The organism is Cryobacterium gelidum (assembly GCF_004403985.1).
In the GTDB taxonomy this organism is placed as follows: Bacteria; Actinomycetota; Actinomycetes; order Actinomycetales; family Microbacteriaceae; genus Cryobacterium; species Cryobacterium gelidum.
Genome location: NZ_SOHL01000027.1, coordinates 284,488 through 300,553, shown reverse-complemented (window position 1 = coordinate 300,553; position 16,066 = coordinate 284,488). Strand labels below are relative to the sequence as shown.

General features: G+C 64.9%; 17 protein-coding genes. 9 read left to right on the top strand and 8 right to left on the bottom strand.

The genetic code is table 11. The features are described from left to right. Window positions 1–4 precede the first annotated feature (4 nt). Window positions 5–826, bottom strand: a complete 822-nt coding sequence (locus E3T50_RS14520; protein ID WP_134552857.1) for an FAD binding domain-containing protein — start codon at window positions 824–826, stop codon at window positions 5–7. Between the two features lie 267 nt (window positions 827–1,093). Between E3T50_RS14520 and E3T50_RS14515 the strand changes: the two genes are divergently transcribed. After that, the gene (locus tag E3T50_RS14515; protein ID WP_241990941.1) at window positions 1,094–2,587 is read left to right on the top strand and encodes a dihydrolipoyl dehydrogenase family protein; all 1,494 of its coding nucleotides are present in this window, start codon (window positions 1,094–1,096) and stop codon (window positions 2,585–2,587) included. On the opposite strand, the gene E3T50_RS14510 is transcribed toward E3T50_RS14515, so the two are convergent. Continuing rightward, window positions 2,569–3,156: a DUF2017 family protein gene (locus E3T50_RS14510; protein ID WP_134552855.1), complete on the bottom strand. Its 588-nt coding sequence runs from the start codon at window positions 3,154–3,156 to the stop codon at window positions 2,569–2,571. The genes E3T50_RS14515 and E3T50_RS14510 overlap by 19 nt on opposite strands. Continuing rightward, window positions 3,153–3,437 carry an ATP-dependent Clp protease adapter ClpS gene (gene clpS, locus E3T50_RS14505; RefSeq protein ID WP_134463102.1) on the bottom strand — a complete coding sequence of 95 codons (285 nt, stop codon included), beginning with the start codon at window positions 3,435–3,437 and terminating at the stop codon, window positions 3,153–3,155. Before clpS ends, E3T50_RS14510 begins: the two co-directional genes overlap by 4 nt. 98 nt (window positions 3,438–3,535) lie before the next feature. Between clpS and E3T50_RS14500 the strand changes: the two genes are divergently transcribed. Continuing rightward, window positions 3,536–4,888 (top strand): aminotransferase class V-fold PLP-dependent enzyme, encoded by a 1,353-nt coding sequence (locus tag E3T50_RS14500; RefSeq protein ID WP_134552853.1) that lies wholly within the window; start codon window positions 3,536–3,538, stop codon window positions 4,886–4,888. Continuing rightward, on the top strand, window positions 4,885–5,364 hold the full coding sequence (gene sufU / locus E3T50_RS14495; protein WP_134552851.1) for a Fe-S cluster assembly sulfur transfer protein SufU: 480 nt from the start codon (window positions 4,885–4,887) through the stop codon (window positions 5,362–5,364). The genes E3T50_RS14500 and sufU overlap by 4 nt, the downstream gene beginning before the upstream one ends. 99 nt (window positions 5,365–5,463) lie before the next feature. On the opposite strand, the gene E3T50_RS14490 is transcribed toward sufU, so the two are convergent. The 5 genes from E3T50_RS14490 to flgN all read right to left on the bottom strand — a co-directional run bounded on the left by E3T50_RS14490 (window position 5,464) and on the right by flgN (window position 10,690). Further along, window positions 5,464–7,143 carry an HNH endonuclease signature motif containing protein gene (locus tag E3T50_RS14490; protein ID WP_134552849.1) on the bottom strand — a complete coding sequence of 560 codons (1,680 nt, stop codon included), beginning with the start codon at window positions 7,141–7,143 and terminating at the stop codon, window positions 5,464–5,466. 280 nt (window positions 7,144–7,423) lie between these two features. Next, window positions 7,424–7,822, bottom strand: coding sequence for a flagellar assembly protein FliW (locus tag E3T50_RS14485; RefSeq protein ID WP_134463094.1), 399 nt, complete (start codon window positions 7,820–7,822; stop codon window positions 7,424–7,426). Next, on the bottom strand, window positions 7,819–8,727 hold the full coding sequence (flgL, locus tag E3T50_RS14480) for a flagellar hook-associated protein FlgL (protein WP_134552847.1): 909 nt from the start codon (window positions 8,725–8,727) through the stop codon (window positions 7,819–7,821). The genes E3T50_RS14485 and flgL overlap by 4 nt, the downstream gene beginning before the upstream one ends. Before the next feature lie 3 nt (window positions 8,728–8,730). Next, window positions 8,731–10,170 carry a flagellar hook-associated protein FlgK gene (flgK, locus tag E3T50_RS14475; protein WP_134552845.1) on the bottom strand — a complete coding sequence of 480 codons (1,440 nt, stop codon included), beginning with the start codon at window positions 10,168–10,170 and terminating at the stop codon, window positions 8,731–8,733. A gap of 34 nt (window positions 10,171–10,204) precedes the next feature. Next, window positions 10,205–10,690 carry a flagellar export chaperone FlgN gene (gene flgN, locus E3T50_RS14470; RefSeq protein ID WP_134552843.1) on the bottom strand — a complete coding sequence of 162 codons (486 nt, stop codon included), beginning with the start codon at window positions 10,688–10,690 and terminating at the stop codon, window positions 10,205–10,207. Window positions 10,691–10,985: 295 nt separating this feature from the next. Between flgN and E3T50_RS14465 the strand changes: the two genes are divergently transcribed. The 6 genes from E3T50_RS14465 (at window position 10,986) to E3T50_RS14440 (ending at window position 15,934) form a co-directional block, all read left to right on the top strand. After that, window positions 10,986–11,816, top strand: coding sequence for a sigma-70 family RNA polymerase sigma factor (locus tag E3T50_RS14465; protein WP_134552842.1), 831 nt, complete (start codon window positions 10,986–10,988; stop codon window positions 11,814–11,816). Between the two features lie 68 nt (window positions 11,817–11,884). Continuing rightward, a complete protein-coding gene (locus E3T50_RS14460) occupies window positions 11,885–12,241 on the top strand; it encodes a flagellin (protein ID WP_166784315.1) in 357 nt (118 codons plus the stop codon). Between the two features lie 276 nt (window positions 12,242–12,517). Next, the gene (locus E3T50_RS14455; protein WP_134552838.1) at window positions 12,518–13,651 is read left to right on the top strand and encodes a flagellin N-terminal helical domain-containing protein; all 1,134 of its coding nucleotides are present in this window, start codon (window positions 12,518–12,520) and stop codon (window positions 13,649–13,651) included. 162 nt (window positions 13,652–13,813) lie between these two features. Then, a complete protein-coding gene (gene fliD / locus E3T50_RS14450; protein ID WP_134552836.1) occupies window positions 13,814–15,169 on the top strand; it encodes a flagellar filament capping protein FliD in 1,356 nt (451 codons plus the stop codon). A 5-nt stretch (window positions 15,170–15,174) separates the two neighbouring features. After that, window positions 15,175–15,603, top strand: a complete 429-nt coding sequence (gene fliS, locus E3T50_RS14445; RefSeq protein WP_166783927.1) for a flagellar export chaperone FliS — start codon at window positions 15,175–15,177, stop codon at window positions 15,601–15,603. Next, window positions 15,596–15,934: a hypothetical protein gene (locus E3T50_RS14440; RefSeq protein ID WP_134552834.1), complete on the top strand. Its 339-nt coding sequence runs from the start codon at window positions 15,596–15,598 to the stop codon at window positions 15,932–15,934. Before fliS ends, E3T50_RS14440 begins: the two co-directional genes overlap by 8 nt. Window positions 15,935–16,066 lie beyond the last annotated feature (132 nt).

Below are 16,066 nucleotides of genomic sequence, written 5' to 3'. Positions count from 1 at the left end.
AGCGTCATGCGCGGCCTCCGGCCAGTTCAAGTTCGACGCGAATCTCTTCGCCGAGCAGTAGACCCATCGCGCGTCGCCAGTCGGCGGCGCCGTGGGCATCCGTGAACCAGCAGTCGATCGTGTCGATATCGCGGGCGAGGACGTGGGCGGTAGGTAGCGCCGAGTAGCGCAGCTGCACCGGGCGCAGCGTCGCTGCCGTCACCGTGAGCACGAATGCACCGACCGCGTCGAGCCGTCCGGCGAGCACCGCGCCCGAGCGCCCGAGCGGCGACAGGGCAATCTTGCGATAGGCCGTCTGCGCGTGCAGCGAGGCGAGCGGCACGTGGATCGAGCGCAAAACATCGCCGTCGGCGAGCACATTGGTCATGTCGCCGGTCACGAAGGAGCGGGCCGGCACGACGTCGTCGCTACCGTCAGCCCGCCAGACCAGCAGTTCGGCGTCGAGCGCGACCGCGAGGGTGATCATGGGGCCGGCCGGCAGGGAGGTGGCCAGGTTACCGCCGACCGTCGCCACGTTCCACACCTTGAAGGAGCCGTACAGGGCCGTGCAGCACTGATAGAACAACGGATGCGCCGCCCAGCCGTTCTGCAGCGGCAGCCGGGAGAGCTCGGCTACCGTACAGGTCGCACCGATAACGAGACCATCGTCGGTCACTGTGAGGGCCGGCCAGTCGAAGGTCTGCAGGTCGATGAGACCGGTGAGATGTGTGCGCGGGTCGGCGTACAGCTCGGATCCGCCGGCCAGCGGCACGACGGTCGGCCCGAGCGCGTCGAGGTCGCTGCGCTGACGAGCAGGGATGACGTGTGTCACGGTGTTGAGGTCCATGGTTGTCTCCGTCGGATGCCGTGGAGCCACCTTGAGAGGCGGTGGCGCATCCGTGCGAGCGGCTCTGGGCGCACGGTCTGAGGGCCCGAGCGCGTGTCGGATGTTCTGCCGAAGCCCACGCCGAGTCTTGGCAAATACTACCCCGTGGGAGCCGTGCGTTTGCCCCGGCGCTGGTACCCGGTTGAGACTGCCGTCGCCACTCGGAAACCGGTCGATTCACAGCCGACGGTGTCAGGATAAGCCACCTTTCGACGGTGGGAGACCGAGATGACCGCTGCCCCAACCCCCGATCACACAATGCCGATCGCAAACCCGACTACCGACTCATCCGCACGCGTTCCCGACCATTTCGACGTGGTGGTGATCGGTGCCGGCCCGGCGGGGACTGCTGCAGCCCTGCGCGCCGCCGAGCTCGGGGCATCCGTGGCCATCTGCGAGTCTGATCGCCTCGGGGGCACGTGCGTGAATACCGGATGCGTGCCCACCCGGGTGCTCGCCAAAACAGCGAGGCTCATGCGCGAGATCCGAACCGCCGACGCGTATGGCATCTCGGTGGCTGAACGCCCCATCGACTGGCCGGCCACGGTCGCCCGCGTCCGGGAGACCGTCGACCGGGTGCGGTCACTGAAATACGAGGCGAACCGCTTTGCCGACGCCGGCGTTCAACTCATTCTCGAAGGGCGCGCCCGCTTTGTGGATCCGTCTACGATCATGCTCGAGACGGGGCGCACGATTACGGCCGGCGCAGTGCTGGTGTGCGTGGGTGGTCATTCCCGACGTCTGCCCGTGCCGGGAGCCGAACTCGCGATGGTACCGGAGCACGTACTCGACCTGCCGAGCGTTCCCGTGCGCCTCGCCGTGATCGGCGGGGGGAACACTGGTGCGCAGCTGGTCACCGTGTTCAGCTCGTTCGGCTCCGCCGTCACCTTGCTCGACGTCGCAGACCGGGTGCTCGCCACATCCGATCAGTCCGTCTCGCAGGCCGTCGCCGACGCCTTCGTCGAGCAGGGCATCGCGCTTCGCCTCGGCATTGAAGGAATCGGCGGGCTTGAACGAGCCTCCGACGGCTCGATCACGCTGACCTGGCACGAGGACGGCCGCACCGTAGCGGGCAGCTTCGACGCGGTGATGATGGCAACCGGCTGGCCGGCGGATGTCGACGACCTCGGACTCGAAACAGCCGGCGTGGTCACGAGCCGTTCGTCTATCCCGGTCGATGCGGATTTTCGCAGTTCAGTACCGCACATCTTCGCCGTCGGCGATGCCAACGGCCGGGACATGCTCGTGCAGGCCGCACAGTTCGAAGGAGAGGCCGCAGCCGAGAACGCCGTGTTGGACGCCACCCGGCGCTCGCCGCAGCACTTGCTTCCTGCGGGTGGGTTCACCGATCCCGACTACGCAGGTGTCGGCCTGACCGAGGTGGAGGCCCGACAACGCGACGAGCTCTGCGTCGTAGCGGTGGTGCCCTATTCGCTCCTGGATCGCGCGGTGATCGACGATCGCCAACGAGGATTTCTGAAGCTCATCACTGACCGCCGGCGTGAGCTCATTCTTGGCGCCCACGCGGTCGGCGAAAACGCCGTGGAGGTCATTCAATCCGTCACTACGGCAATGGCCGCCGGAATCGATGTGGCGACGCTGGCCAACGTACGGTTCGCCTACCCCACCTACAGCGCAGTGATCGGACTCGCTGCACGGGCTCTGCTGGCCGAGCATGCTGATCGCTCACCGATACCCCTCAGTCACACGTCGATCACGTAGACGAGTTCCTCCTGCAACATGCCGAGCCATTCGTAGAGTTCGCGCAAAAAAGGCATGTCTTCGGTCGTGAGGTGCACGTCACCATCGGGGGAGATCTGCAGCCGGTCGGCGAGGGTCAGCCGCAGGTCGGTGAGGCTGCGCAGCCAGGCCTGCACGGTGTCGGGGTCGAGCGGGATCGTGATCGGCTGGCGATCATCGGTGTTCGTGTCGGTGTCTGGGTTCGCGCCCGAAGCCGAAGCAGCGCCCGGGCCGGTGGCATCCGCTTCGCTGGTCTCGCTGACACCGAGCGAGTCCCGCACGATCTGGGCATTTTGCGCCTTGCGTTCGAGGAGACCGGGGGCCGTGAAGCGACGAAACTCAGCCGCAGCTTCGTCGTCGTCGCGGTAGGCGTCGGGGAGCAGCCGGGCGAAGACTGCGTCACTGGCCGCGAGCTCCGGGTCGGCGGAGCCAGCATTGAGCATCTCCAACAGCTGCGTGATGGCCAGGCCCAGCAGGTCCGCCTCGACCGGCTCGAAGTGGCCGAGCAGCACGCCGGACTCCTGCATGGCGAACCACCGCATGACGGTCATTCCTCCGCCTTGGCCAGCGTCGCCCAGAGACCGTAGCCGTGCATGGCTTCGACGTGGCGTTCCATCGATTCACGGTTGCCGGTAGCCACGACGGCCCGGCCGTTGTTGTGCACCTGCAGCATGAGTCGTTCGGCGTGCTTGGGGGTGACTCCGAAGTAGCTGCGAAACACGTAGGCGACATACGACATGAGATTGACCGGGTCGTCCCAGACCAGGGTCACCCACGGTCGGTCGAGTGACACCTCCTCGCGCAGCTCGGTGTGTTCGGCAGTCTTGGTCACCCCTTAAGCCTCACACGCTCCCGCCGGGTTTTCCACCGCGGGGTCATACTTGCAGCCCGCGGCGCCCGGGTTCGGGGGCGAGGGAATATCCTTGGGGTATGACGTCTTCCGCACCATCGTCCGCGAGTTCCGCAGTCCCCGGCGCGCTGCACCCTGAGTTGGCCCCGTTGACCAACATCGACGTTGAGCGCATTCGCAACGACTTCCCGGTGCTGCACCAGACGGTGAACGGGCATCCGCTCACCTATCTCGACTCGGGCGCCACCTCGCAGAATCCGATCAGCGTGCTGGAAGCGGAGCAGGAATACTACGAGCAGCGCAACGCCGCCGTGCACCGCGGCGCCCACACCCTCGCCGTCGAGGCCACCGAGGCCTTCGAAGCGGCTCGCGAGAAAGTGGCCGCGTTTGTCGGCGCCGAGACCGACGAGATCGTCTGGACCTCCAACGCCACCGAGGCCATCAACCTGCTGGCGTACAGCTTCTCCAACGCCTCGCTCGGGCTGGGCGGCCCGCCGGCCCGCCGGTTCAGCCTCGGTTCCGGCGACGAGATCGTGGTCACCGAGATGGAACACCACGCCAACCTCATACCCTGGCAGCAACTCGCGCTGCGCACCGGCGCTACCCTGCGTTTCATTCCTGTACTCGATGACGGCAGCCTCGATCTGCTGGCCGCAGCGGATGTCGTCGGTCAACACACACGACTGCTCGCCTTCACCCATGGCTCGAACGTCACCGGAATCATCAACCCGGTCGCCGAACTCGTGGCGCTGGCTCGTAAAGTCGGGGCCCTGGTCGTGTTGGACGCCTGCCAGACCGTGCCCCACCTGCCGGTCGACGTGCAGGCGCTCGATGTGGATTTCGCCGTCTTCTCCGGCCACAAGATGCTCGGCCCGACGGGCATCGGCGTGCTCTTCGGCAAGGCAGAACTGCTTGCCGACATGCCGCCTTTTCTCACCGGCGGATCGATGATCACAACGGTGAACATGCAGGCAGCCGAATTTCTGGCACCGCCGCAGCGCTTCGAAGCCGGCACTCAGCGCATCTCACAGGCGATCGCGCTGGCCGCAGCCGTTGACTATCTGAGCGAAACCGGCATGGATCGGGTCGCTGCCTGGGAGGCCCAGCTCGGCCAGCGCCTGGTCGCGGGGCTCGCCGAAATTGGCGGCGTGCGCTTGCTCGGACCCGGCGTCGGCGTGGAACGGCTCGGCCTCGCCGCCGTCGATGTCGCGGGTGTGCACGCGCACGATGTGGGCCAGTTTCTCGACGATGCCGGTATCGCCGTGCGGGTCGGCCATCACTGCGCGCAGCCGCTGCATCGCCGGCTGGGCGTGACCGCGTCCACCCGGGCGAGCACCTATCTCTACAACACCACCGACGAGGTCGACCTGTTTCTGGCCACCCTCGCCGAAGTCGCCCCCTTCTTCGGCGTCAGCGCAGGAGCCACCCGATGAGCGACCTGCAAAGCCTGTACCAGACCATTATTCTGGAACACTCCAAGGAACGGCACGGAGCGGCCACGCTCACGCCGCTGGCCGAGGCCGTATCCCGCGGCGCCGCGACCGGTTTGAGCGTGGCCGAATCGCACCAGATCAACACCACCTGCGGTGACGAGGTCACCCTGCGCGTCTCGATCGCCGCCGGAACGGTCACCGACCTGGTCTGGAGCGGCGAGGGCTGCTCGATCTCGCAGGCATCCGCTTCGATTCTCACCGACACCCTGCGCGGCCTCAGCACGGACGAGGCACGCGCTTTGCTCGACAACTTTCGCGAGATGCTGCGCTCCCGCGGCAAGATCGAGCCGGACGAAGAGATTCTCGGGGATGCCGCCGCCTTCGGGGGAGTGTCGCGCTACCCCGCCAGGGTCAAGTGCGCCATGCTGCCCTGGGTCGCCTTCGAGGCTGCCCTGATCGAGACCGAGTCGCGCTAGCAGCGCACAGCTGACCTGGCGACGGAACGCGTGGCGTTGCCGATTCATCCTCGTGCCTGACAGGGTGAATGTAGAAAGCCGATAGATGACGTACCGCAGCTAGAACGGGGCGGTGTCGCCAGCTTGGTTGGGGTCGTCGGGGGTGAGGACCGCGAGGTCGGCCCAAACGTCGATGGGTCGCTGCGCGGTGCTAGTGGCGGGGATGTATTCGCTTGCGGCGGAGTTCGGGCCCAGGCGAGTGGCGGGGTGGGTGGCGTAGTGTTTGCCGGCGGGGCTGGTCCAGTGCAGGACACCGTCCGGGGCCTGCTGTGCGGTCCATCCGGTCTCTGTTTTGAGTCGGTGGCCGCGTTTGCACAGGTGGGCGAGGTTGTTCCAGCGGGTTTCGCCGTTGTATTGCCAGTCGTGGGTGTGGTCGATTTCGCTGTGCCGTGCTTGTCGGGTGCAGCCGGGGAAACGGCAGGTGCCGTCGCGAATCTCGAGCCATTTTTTCAGGTCGGCGGGGACTTTATAGCGGGTTTTGCCGACGCTGAGGACCGCGCTGGTCTCGGGGTGGATCGGGATCCGGGTGAAGCTTTTCGCGGTGGCGGCGACGCGGCGGGCGGTTTCGGCGTCGATCGGGCCGAAGCCGTCGAGGGTGCCAGGCGCCTCGCTGTGGCCCATCAGCGTCAGCACCGGCACGGTCACGTTCACCAACCCCTGCACCCCGGCGCCGAGTCCGGTCTCCGTCACTCCCGTCAGCAGCAGGTCGACGGCGACGTCGAGGCGTTGCTGGCCGAGATGGCGGGTGTCGACGGGCTCCAGTGCGGCAGCGTTGTGCAGGCTGCGTGCGAGGGTGTCGACGCGGTCAGTGATCGCGGCGGCGTCTTCCTGGCTGAGGGTCAGTTCAAGGCAGGCCATTCCGTCCCGGGCGGGCATGACCGAGAAGCAGCGCCGGCTGAGCGCCTTCTTGTGCCGGGTGACGATGGATTCCGGGTGGGAGAGTTCCCGCACGGTGACGGCGCGCTTCTTCAACTGCCCCACCGTCAGGTCTTCAGAACCAGTGAGCGCCTCGGCTTCGAATGCTGCCCAGCTATCGGCGGGTAGGGACAGCGCGTTGTCGACGATGACCTCCACGTGCCGGTAACTGATCAGCCCCGCGGCGAGGCGGGCGCGGGTGGCGGGCAGGTCGTGCTGCAACGTCTTGCTCACACAGAGCAGGTTGCGTGCGGTATTTTCGTGCACGCGAAGCAGGCAGCCGAGTTCGGCGACGAGGCCTTCCTCGGCGGCTTGTGTCTCCGACCAGCGCTGCAACGGCCGGCCCTGTTCGCCGGCCGCTTGTGCTTGCTGCGTCAGCATCACCCGCGCCAGCGGGCGCCCGGTCACGGCAGTGCTAGCCACCCTGCGTGCGAGGTCGTCGATCGCGGTCGCCCGCGCGGCGTGGGCCCGGTTGATGGTGAGGTCACACTCCCGCACGGCGTCGAGCAGCCGCACCTGCTCCGCATCGACGGGGCGCGCCTTCCAGTCCTGCAGGGAGGCCTCGACCACGTAGTTCAAAGCCTGCACCCCCGATATCGTCTTGCGCCCGGCCGACCGCCGCGTCTCCGGGCGCCTGCCGGGCACAATCCCCGCCGCCACCATCTCGGCCGCCCACTCCGCACGTTCGGCAGCAGTCACCACGGCTCGGGCGTCAACCGCGGCATTCTCCGCCGCGAGGGCGGCGGACTCGGCGGCGGCTGCGGGGACGACGGCAGCTGCGGAGACGACGGCGGCTGCGGACTCCGCGCCGCTTCTTCTCGCCACGGCAACTTCGGCAGGCTCGTGAGCGGCTTTACCAGTGCCTTGAGGTTTACCAGTGCCTTCAGGTTTGCCAGGGCCTGGAACGGCCGCGCGGCTCGCGCTGGGAGGCTCCGAGTTTGGAGGTGGATCGTCGTTGATCGCCATAAGATCATTATTTCACGGATCGAACAAAAAAACGATACTCGCTCAAGTTTTATCGGACAATATCGACCTGAGTCTCGTATTCAATTGCTAATCACGCGCCCATGGCAGATTGTCTACTCGAGCAGAAAAGGCGCAGAAACTAGCGGTCCGTGGTACCGAGCTCGGCGTGCAACGGCCAGTCCTGGTCGTCGAGGATGAGCTGTGCGCAGGCACCGGTGCGAGCATTGACCACGATGGGAGCCATCAGGTTCACCGTCGTGGTGCTCTCGCCGGGGTTGACGACTACGAGCACGAGGGCGTCGTCAGGCGTCGTCAGAGACAGCGCGATCGACTGCTCGCTCGAGATCGTCGGGGTGTAGTTCGGCAGAAAAATGGCCGCATCGAGCACGAACAGGCGCGTGGCCGGCTGAGCGGACGCCTGCAGCGAGTACAGCCCGGCGGCCCCCTCGATCTCGTTGAGCACGAAGTCGGTGAGCGGCGCCAGCCCTGGCGGGGAAGAGACGAAGCTGAGGGTGGGGCTGGTGAGAGTCGTGCTCATGAGAGAAAGTCCATCAGGGTTGGTTGAAGCACACGGGCGGTAACGGCGAGGGCGGCCTGATAGGTCACTTCCTGTAGTTTCAGATCGATGATGACCTGCCCCAGGTCGGCGTCTTCGATGCCGGACCGCTGGGCATCCAGTGTGCCGGTCTTTTCGAGCAGGGTCGATTGAGCGCGTTCCATTTGCACCTGGCGGGCGCCGATCTCGCTATGCTGACCGGTCATGATGGCCATCCGTTCGTCGAGACCTTCGAGGCGGGCGCCCACGTTGATCGAAGTGTCGGTTGAGCGCAGGTCGGCGACGATATCGTCGAGCAGCGTGAACACCGAGGCGTTCGCGGTGCCGAAAATGGTGCCACCGTCGGCATCGACCCGCACGGTGCTGGTGGCACTGATGCGCCGCTCGACGCTGCCCGTGCCACCCGCATAGTCGTAGATTTTTGGGTTCGTACCCTGAGCGGTGAATGCCGTCGGCTCATTCGAGTTACCGGCAAAGACGCTTCGCCCGAGAAATTTTGTGTTCGCCTGCGACAGCAGGTCGATCTTGAGGCCCTCGACCTCGATCGCGATGGCGTTTTTGGCCGTTGCCGAGAGTGAGCCGGAGTTCGCGCCCTGCACGGTGAGGTCACGCACGCGGTTCATGATGTCCGACACCGAACTGAGCGACGATTCGATCGTGGTGAGCCAGTCGTTACCGTTGTCGGCATTGGCGCTGTACTGGTCGACCGCACGCATCTCGGCGCGCACCGCCATCGCCGCGGCGGCAGCCGTGGGGTCGTCGGAGGAACGGTTGATGGATTTGAGCGTGCTCGCCTTTTCCTGGAGCCGGGCGAGGTGCGTCATGTTTTCCTGCAGGTTGCGCTGGGCGGCGCGCATCTGCGTCTGGGTGGTCACTCTCTCGACCATGGGTTATCTCCCGACCAATCCGGTGCGGTTGATCAGGGTATCGAGCATCTCGTCGACGGCCGTCATCATGCGCGCCGCGCCCTGGTAGGCGTGCTGGAACATGAGCAGGTTCACGTTCTCCTCGTCGAGGTCCACCGACGAGTTGGCGAGCTGCTGGTTGGCTGCCCCCGACGCCGTCGCGCTGGCCAGCGCCGCCGATTGCAGCTCGGTCTGCGTGAGCACGCCGGTCTTCGTGACGAAATCCGACCAGGTGGTACTCGGCGAGACGATGGCGCTGCCATCCGCGGCGAATCCCGCGCCGAGCTGGGCGATGGCATCCGCTATCGAACCGTCGTAGGCGCCGGTGCCTTCGGCACGCAAGGCCAGGTCAGCGGATCTCGTCGGCACGACACTGAGACCCGTCGCGGCGGGTGCACCTGAAGCGAAGGTAAAGAACTTAAACCCGGTGGCATCGGTTTGCGTATACCCGGTTGTATAGATGGCGTTGACCTTGGTGGCCAGATCGCTCGCGAATGAGTTGTATGAGGTCGCAGCCTCGGCCAGAGCGCCACCGGCACCGCTACCTGCAGCAGGAGCGAGTAGTGACAGCGCCCCGGCGATTTCACCTGCGTCCATCGTGACGGGGGTGTTGGCGTTATCCGTCCACTCGAGCTGCACCGACTTGTTGTCCTGCATGACCCGTGCACCGGTAACGCCCAGTTGATGGGTCGTGCCGCCGGAGACGAGCGTGTTGCCGCCCACCAGCACGTTCACCGTGCCGTCGGCCTGCTCGGTGACGGTCGCACCGGTGAGGGCGGCGATCGTGGTGGTGAGGGTGGTGCGCTGGTCGAGTAGTTCGTTGGCGGTGCCGCCGGTAGCGATGGTCTGGCGAATCTGCACGTTGAGCGCGGCGACCTGGGTGGCCGCGCCGTTGAGTTCGGAAACCATATTGTTCAGGTCGCTGCGCACCGATAACCACTCGTCGGAGACGGCCTGGTAGCCCCCGGAGATCTGGGTCAGCAATTCGCCGGCGGTGCCGAGCAGCAGCGCGGCGGGCGCTGCGGTGTCGGTGCCATTGGCGAGCGTCTGCCAGCCGGCCCAGAATTCATCGAGCTTGGCCGAGATGCCATCTTCGCCGGGTTCGTTGAGTGAGTCCTCGACCGAGGCCAGCGCGTTGGCGCGCACCGCCGTGTAGCCGGCGGTCGCGGCGGTGGCGCGCACGCGGGCATCCAGTTGGGCACTGGCGAGGCGAATGATGCCGTCGAGGGCAACGCCTTCGCCGACCCGAGCGCCCTGGGTGAAGACGCCGGTCGACGCCGTGGCGCCGAGAGCGGAGGTTGATACTCGCTGTCGCGTGTAGCCATCCGTGTTGGCGTTGGCAATGTTCTGCCCGACCACGTTAAGGCCTTGGCGCGCGGCGACAAGGCCGGTGTACGCGGTGTTCAAACCACCAAAAGTGCTCACCGTGTTCTCCGATCTTCTCGTTGGGCGTTCGAATTCAAAGGTTGCGATCGAAAATGCGCGCAGCTGTCACAGGTTCACCGGTGGTGCCGCTGGCATCGTAGGTCTTGGGATTGGCGCTGACCGTGGCCATCGTCTCCTGCGCGGATCGGGCCGCCGCACGAATAAATCGTTCGTTGGTGTCGCGCAGTTCTTTGATCTGGGTGGTGAGATCGCCCATGGCTTTGAGGTGTGCGGCGAAGATCTCGCCCCACGGACCGGCGGGAGCATGAGCGCCGAGTTCTCGCAGCGTGGCATTCTCGGTCGTTCCCCACTGGGGGGCGAGGGCGGCTACCTCGACGGAACGGCCGAGTCCGGCTTCACGCACGAGGGTCATGACCTGTTCGACCTCGCGGGTGGCGTGCTGGAGCCAGCGGCTCTTGCCTTCCTGCAACAGCAGGTGTTCCTCTTCGAGTTTGAAGACGAGCAGCTCGAGCAGCTCCCGTTCGCGCCAGAGCAGCGCAGATAGTTCGTTGGCGCCCATGACTCCTCCGTTCACCATTCCTGTCTCGGCCGATGCCACACGGGCGCGCGCACTCCAGCCGATTCGTAGCCACTATCGGCATGAATAACCGCTCGGTTAGCAAATTCTTGCCGCAATGTTGCCGCGATGACTGCGGGTGTCCCCTAAAGATAGGACCCAAATGTTGCAAATGGATCTTGTTTTGGTACCCATTTACCCACCTCTGGGGGTAGCTTATTAGCGAGGCTGTTGTGCCTCGCGCGGGGGTGAACAGCACACACCGTGAATGGGGTCAGCCAAGGTTCGGGGGGTTGCAGTGAATCGAGCAGATCGCAACGCCCTCGTCGTCGAAAACCTGCCGCTGGTCGGCTACCTCGTCTCGGAACTCTGGGCCAAGGCGCGCCACCTGTCGCGCGACGATCTGGCGTCGGCCGGCGCTGTGGCCTTGATCACATCAGCGGATGCCTTCAACCCTGCCCTCGGGGTTCCCTTCGGAGCCTTCGCCCGCCGTCGCATCATTGGCGCTTTCGCCGACGAGATGCGCTCGAGCGACTGGGCCACCCGCTCAGCCCGTCGCCGCATCAAAGAAACCCTGGCCGTGCAGGAGACCCTCGCGGCATCGCTCGGACGCACTCCGAACGTGAACGAGATCGCCGCCGCCCTCGGCGTCGACCGCGAGACGGCCGCGGCTGGCCTGGCCGACGCAGCCCGCACCCTGTCGGCCCTCGACGACACGACCGCCGAGTTTCTCGTGGCCGACACTGCCATGCCCGAAGAATCGCTGCTCTCCACCGAACGCCTCGTCTACCTGCGGGCGGCCATCACGGCCCTGCCCGAAAAGATGCGTGCCATCGTCGAGCAGATCTACTTCGACGATCGCCCGGTCAAGGACATCGCCGCCGAGCTCGGCACCACGCACTCGGCCGTCTCACAAATGCGGGCCGAGGCCATCCGGCTGCTGCGCGACGGACTCAACACGCACTACGCCGATGAGGCCGAGACCGCGGCCTTGTATCAACCGCAATCGCGCATTGCTCCGGCCCGCCAAGGGGCCTACCTCGCTCGCCTCGCCGAACTCGCCACGGTGGGAATGACTCGTGCCGCCGATCACCTGCACCTCGACAACAAGGAACGCGCAGTCTCCTGACTGTGCAGTAATCTTTCCGCTGGCCCATGGATGGGCCAGCTTCGCACCACCTCACGGAAGAAACCATTATGAGCATGCAGATCAACACCAACACCTCAGCGTCAGACGCGTATCGCACGCTGGCCGCGACACAGACTCGGCTGACGCAGCCAACCGTAGCTATTACGAGTGGACTCGCCTCCACCGAACCGGCCGACACGGAGCCGGCCGTCATAGCCGACAGCGTCAATTTCGAGGGCAAGACCCGTGCGGTTTCGGCCGAGAACACCCTCGCCGCCGCATCCCGCCTGACCAACAACGCCATGGCCGAGCAGATGGTGGACCTCACCCGCGTGAGCATCCTCACCCAGCCGGTCACCGCGGTCTCCGCCCAGGCCAACCAGTCGAACTCCGACGTGCTGCAGCTGCTGCGCCCCGCCGAATAGTCGTTTCCGCGATTAGGACAGCGGGTACCGCCATCGTTGCGTCGCTCAGTACAGACCGTTGCGGGCTTGCTCGACTGCCTTTTACGAGGGCAGCCGCGCACTCCTGTAGCGGTCATTTCTGTGGTCAGACAGTTAGGGTGCGAGTCGCCTCGTTTCCCCGCTTTCACGAAATCAGTTCATCCAGATTTCTAACCCGCTATCGCAATCGGTCGATAGCTCATGGTGCTGGCCCACGGATGGGCCGGCGTACTTTGACCCAATCACGGAGGATTCATCATGGGCATGCAGGTAAACACCAACATTGCGGCGAACAACGCTTACCGCAACCTGGCAACAACACAGAACGACCTGTCGAAGTCGCTGGAGAAGCTCTCCAGTGGTCTTCGCATCAACCGTGCAGCGGATGACGCAGCCGGACTCACCGTTTCCGAAGGCCTGAAGTCGCAGGTCGGTGGCCTCACGGTCGCCAGCCGCAACGCTCAGGACGGCATCAGCGTTCTGCAGACCGCTGAAGGATCGCTGAACGAGGTCACTTCGATTTTGCAGCGTGTTCGCGACCTCGCCGTACAAGCGGGCAATGACTCGAACAATATCGCTTCCCGCGACGCTATCAAGACCGAGGTCAAGGCGCTCACGACTGAACTTACTCGAATCGGTGAGTCGACCAACTTCAACGGCACGCAGTTGTTGACCGGAAAGACTTTGACTTTTCAGGTCGGCGCGAACGGTGATGACAATAGCCAGATCGCCGTCAACCTGAGCCAAGCGAAGGTCTCGGACGTAGTTAGCGCCTTGAATTTCGGCGTTACAACGTCGCAGTCGGTGTCGGCCACTACCGTGAACTATGCAAAGGGGTTTCAGTTCACTCAGGGCGGAGCTGTCGTGACGGTTGCCGCTCCCACCACAGCACCGACCAGTAACGCGGGAGTCGCTACGAACTTGAACGCCAACACCAGCTTCGCGCAGAACTTCTCTGCATCAACGAATACTGCTGGCGATCTCGTGGTGACGTCCAAGGCCGCCGGTGCAACGGCCATTTCAATCAAGCAGGAAGGAGCCACGGCAGGAACTTATGACACCGCGGTGACGACCAGCAACATCTCAACCACCCTCGGTTTCGACTCCTCGGCTGCAGCGAAGGCTTCCCTCGTGGCAATTGATACGCAACTGGCCAAGGTCTCCGCCGCTCGCGCTGACCTAGGTGCCAACCAGAACCGGTTCGAGAGCGTCATCAAGAACCTGGCCGTCTCCAAGGAGAACCTCACCGCTGCCGGTTCGCGTATTCGCGACACCGACATGGCCGAGGAAATGGTCAAGTACACCCGGGCGAACATCCTGTCGCAGGCCGGTACCGCCATGCTCGCGCAGGCCAACCAGAGCAACTCGGGCGTTCTGCAGCTGCTCCAGTAACACCAGCTCAACAGCTTGACCAGATCGATCCTGATCTGAGCTTGGTGGCAGCCGAGGCGCATTCTGGACACGCGCCTCGGCTGTCGCCAGGCTTTTTCACACATGCACGAACATCCGCTTTATCAGGATGCACCAGAGTACAAACCAAGAGAAGGTCACGTCATGTCTCTCGCAGTCGATGGCCTGATCAGCGGCCTGGACACCACGTCGCTCATCAACTCGCTGATGACCCTCGAAGCCGGCCCACAGAATCAGCTGAAGGCCAGGGTTACCAGCTCGAACACCCTGGTAACGGCGCTCCAGGGGTTGAATACCTCGATCGCCTCACTCGCCACCCTCGTCGCGAAGGCGACCACTCCCGACGCGCTCGACCTCTACTCGGCGAAGAGCAGCTCCCCGGGCGTCACCGTTTCGGCCGGGGCAACCGCTACCGGCGGCGAGATCGACATCGTCGTCGACAAGCTCGCTCAGGGCCAGGTATCGGTCTCGAGCGCGGTAGCTGCCTGGCCCGGTTCCAACTTCTCGATCACCAACACCGCGTCGGGCAAGGCCACCGTCATTTCTGCCGGGTCGTCGAGCCTGGACGACGTCATCACGGCCGTGAATGCCTCCGATGCCGGCGTGAAAGCGGTGAAGGTGGCCGCCGGCACGGACGCCAGCGGCAACGCCCTCTATCGCCTGCAATTCACCGCGACGTCGACCGGCGTCTCCAGCGCATTCACCTTCACCTTCGACCCGTCCGATCCGGCGACCGATCCAACGATGACCGAAATCAAGGGCGCGCAGGATGCCTCGGTGCGGCTCTGGGCCAATACCGGCGCCCAGCAGACGATCACCTCGGCGACCAACACCTTTAGGGACCTGCTGCCGGGAGTCTCGGTGACGGCATCCGCTGTGTCAACCGAACCGGTGACCGTGAGCGTCACCCGCAACGATGCCGCGGTGAGCACCATCGCTTCTGACCTGGTGAGCGCGCTCAACGGGGTCTTTGCTCTCATCTCGACGAAATCCGCCGTGGTCAACAGCACGGATTCCACCGGGAAAGCCGTGCTGTCGGCGGGGGTCTTCACTGGAGACAGCACCGTGCGCGACGTGAAGCAGTCCATTTTGAACGCGGCCTCGGCCCCGGTCGGCGGCAACTCTCCGTCGCAAATTGGCATCAGCATCACGAAGTCCGGCACGCTCGAATTTGATTCAGTCAAGTTCGCCGCCGCGATGGCCAAGGACCCCGACTATGTCAAGGGCGTGCTGATCGAGATCGCCGCGCGCGTGGGGGCAGCGGCGGAGAACGCCTCCGACAAGCACGACGGCATGATCACGTCGAAGATCACCGGGCAGGAGTCTCTCGTGAAGAGCCTCGGCACTCAGATCGACAGCTGGGACCTTCGACTGGCATCGCGCCGGTCTACCCTGGAACGCACCTACGCCGCGATGGAAGTACAGCTCAGCAACATGAACGCCCAGTCCGCCTGGCTCACCGCCCAGGTGAGTGGCCTCAACAGCGCGAACGGAAAATGATGACTATGACAATGGGAACCAACGCCCAGCGCTCGCGCTACAACCGCGATGCCGTGCTCTCGGCCACCCCGGTTCGGCTTCTCACGATGCTCTACGACCGCCTCTTGCTCGACCTGAACCGCGCCGAAGCGGCCCAGCAACGCCAGGACTGGCAGATGGCGTCGGACAACCTGATTCACGCCCAGGCCATCGTGTCAGAGCTCAGCACCTCGCTCAACGTTGAAGCCTGGGACGGCGGCGAAGGACTCTTCTCGCTCTACACCTACGTCTCGACCGCCATGGTCAGCGCCAATTCTTTTCGCGACGCGACCCGCACCCGCGAGTGCATCGCCCTGCTCGAACCGTTGCGCCTCACCTGGCACGAAGCGGCCGAGCTGTTGCCGGCCGCGCCGGCGCCGGCCGCCCGCCGAAGCGGCGAGCTCGGCATTGGCTAAGACCGCCACAACGGATGCCGCCACCCGCGCCGCATGGGCGGGTGCGCTCGACGCGCTCGAACTGTCGCTCGACACCGCTGCCCGGTCGATGGGCCCGGCAGGTGCTGGGGGAGCCCCCGAGCCCCTGACCGCCTGGACACCGCCCGTTGCGCTTGGGCTCCTGCCGGTGGACTTCGCCGAGAGGGCACAGGATCTGCTCACCAACCAGCAGAAACTAATCGGCCAGCTGGAACAGGCCCGCAGCCTCACCCGCAAGCACCTCACGGCGGTGCGGTCGGTGCCTCCGGAGCGCGACGCCCGGGCATCTGTTTATTTGGATGTGAACGGTTGACCCCCGTCTGAGGGTAGTGAAACACTGGCAACGCACCGTAGCGCAACAATTTTGGGAAATGTTCCTGCAAACTCCTAACGCTTCTGTCGGGATGGTCGATAGCAAGGACTGAGCACGGATTGCTCATCACCG

Excerpts from the sequence above, each read along its gene's own strand:
- E3T50_RS14520 (WP_134552857.1), bottom strand. The coding sequence starts at position 826 with ATGGACCTCAACACCGTGACACACGTCATCCCTGCTCGTCAGCGCAGC.
- E3T50_RS14515 (WP_241990941.1), top strand. The coding sequence starts at position 1,094 with ATGACCGCTGCCCCAACCCCCGATCACACAATGCCGATCGCAAACCCG.
- E3T50_RS14510 (WP_134552855.1), bottom strand. The coding sequence starts at position 3,156 with ATGACCGTCATGCGGTGGTTCGCCATGCAGGAGTCCGGCGTGCTGCTC.
- E3T50_RS14500 (WP_134552853.1), top strand. The coding sequence starts at position 3,536 with ATGACGTCTTCCGCACCATCGTCCGCGAGTTCCGCAGTCCCCGGCGCG.
- sufU (WP_134552851.1), top strand. The coding sequence starts at position 4,885 with ATGAGCGACCTGCAAAGCCTGTACCAGACCATTATTCTGGAACACTCC.
- E3T50_RS14485 (WP_134463094.1), bottom strand. The coding sequence starts at position 7,822 with ATGAGCACGACTCTCACCAGCCCCACCCTCAGCTTCGTCTCTTCCCCG.
- flgL (WP_134552847.1), bottom strand. The coding sequence starts at position 8,727 with ATGGTCGAGAGAGTGACCACCCAGACGCAGATGCGCGCCGCCCAGCGC.
- flgN (WP_134552843.1), bottom strand. The coding sequence starts at position 10,690 with ATGGGCGCCAACGAACTATCTGCGCTGCTCTGGCGCGAACGGGAGCTG.
- E3T50_RS14460 (WP_166784315.1), top strand. The coding sequence starts at position 11,885 with ATGAGCATGCAGATCAACACCAACACCTCAGCGTCAGACGCGTATCGC.
- E3T50_RS14455 (WP_134552838.1), top strand. The coding sequence starts at position 12,518 with ATGGGCATGCAGGTAAACACCAACATTGCGGCGAACAACGCTTACCGC.
- fliD (WP_134552836.1), top strand. The coding sequence starts at position 13,814 with ATGTCTCTCGCAGTCGATGGCCTGATCAGCGGCCTGGACACCACGTCG.
- fliS (WP_166783927.1), top strand. The coding sequence starts at position 15,175 with ATGACAATGGGAACCAACGCCCAGCGCTCGCGCTACAACCGCGATGCC.